The organism is Actinomyces sp. ICM47, assembly GCF_000278725.1.
Taxonomy (GTDB): Bacteria; Actinomycetota; Actinomycetes; order Actinomycetales; family Actinomycetaceae; genus Pauljensenia.
In genome coordinates this window covers 1-1,816 of sequence record NZ_ALCA01000109.1, presented here as the reverse complement: position 1 = coordinate 1,816, position 1,816 = coordinate 1, and the positions used below count along the sequence as shown (strand labels likewise).

At 61.6% G+C, this 1,816-nt stretch carries 1 protein-coding gene; it reads right to left on the bottom strand.

The window, feature by feature from the left end; all coding sequences use genetic code 11:
• The coding region (locus tag HMPREF1136_RS07665) for an Fn3-like domain-containing protein (RefSeq protein ID WP_009648780.1) at positions 1-1,816 on the bottom strand (1,816 nt) is incomplete at both ends.

Here is a 1,816-nt window from a genome sequence, read left to right as displayed (position 1 = left end):
TCACCATCACACCACTGTCAGGACTCAGGTAGTACCAACGCGCACCAGAAAACACCCAGCCGCTGGCCTGAGCACCCGACGCCTCGTGGTAATACCAAGAACCCTGATCCTTCACCCACCCGGTACGCATGTACCCGGCCGCATCAAAACGATACGTGGAACCATCAATCACCAGGGCCGCGCTCGACGGGTAAGAACCATCCTCGTATCGGTACCACCAGCCGCGCGCCCCACGCTTCCACACGCCAGCCTTCGGCGCGGGAACAGGCGCATTGACGTGAATGGTCGCACTGGCCATCACAGAAGGCTGGGTCGAGTCAGCAACCGTAATAGTCGCATCCCCCGCGCCCACCGCACTCACGACACCATCCGCACTCACCGTCGCCACGGCCTCGTCCGAGGAGGACCACACGACATCGGTCACGTTCGCTTCCACCGGCGTATGGGAAGCGGACAGCGTGACTGTCTCCCCCACCAACAGCGAAACGAATTCCTCCGATAGTGTCAGCGAGGTCATCGAAACGGGGGTCGCGGACACCGGCATGACGCCCTTATTTTTAGGCCAGTCCCACACCTGCAGGGACAGCGTGGAGAGATCCGAACCTTTGCCCGCGCGCTCGACAAGCGTCGAGAGTGGCACGTCGACGTGTCGATGATAGAGTCCGTCATCCGACCGGTCGCCCGCTTCCTCGAATGTCTCCCGCAGGAAGGAGTCGCCGTCAGCTGTTAGGGAGAACCCGTAGGCAGCGATGGGTGCGAAGTCAACAACGTCAAAGGAGAGTGCAACAGCGTCTCCTTCGCCGGTGAGCTTCACGTTCGACACGATGGGAGCCTTTGTGTCCAGCGTGAAATCCCACGTCAGCTGCTGCTTCGCGCTGGAGGGAGCGTAGGTCTCGGCCTCGATGACCAACTTGTAGGGGCCGTCAGGCAGCTCATTACCCGCCTCATCGTAGCCATCAAAGACAGGCTGACGACCGTATTCTTCGACCCAGGCGAAGATATTTCCGTAGTAGTTATGTTCATCGAATGACGCGCGGACATTTTCACGAGTGTATGAGCGCACGACCGTCCCTACCTCGTTGAGGTAACTATAGGTCAGGGTACGAGCGGGGCGCAGCATGAAGGTGTACGGGGCGATGCGGGTTGGTGCCTCATGCTCGCTTGATCGAGAGGCGTAGAAGAGCGCCGGGTCGGATATCCCCGCTTCCCTGATATCAGCGTACTCATTGAACGGGTTGGCCGAACCGAGCGGCATCCCCGTCGCTATATTTCGCAGGGAAGAACCGTACATGTGGTAGTAGTAGCCTGTCCCGTCGCTCCACTTGCCGTCGAAGACGGACGGGTCACCCCAGGAGCCGTAGAAGCCCATGTAGGGAACCGTCAGGTCGGGCTGCCCGTCCGTGCTCGTGAAGGTGACGGCGCCGTCGATGAACGTGCCCTTGGGGGCGTTGGCGTTCGCGTACGAGGCAAAAGCGGCCTTCGGGGTCACCGTGACGGTCACGCTCGCGCTGGACTGAGCCGGGACGGTCACCGAGTCGGTCGAAAAGGTCAGGTCAATGCCTTTACCTGCCCAGTTGGTGGAGTGCGTCGTGAAGGAATCCTTCTTGACGTTCTCGGACAGGGCCTGGCCGCCGAGCGTGTAGGTGCGGTCGATGTCAGAGACGTTGGTCAGCTGCACCTGGAACGTCCACCCGTTCGTACCGTCACCCAGGTCGGCCTTGGGGCGCGACGGATTGGCGGCTCCCACCACGCTCGGGTACACCGGCGAGGTCGTAGCCCCCACCGCGTCCACCAGGCCAGAGCCGACCTGACGCGG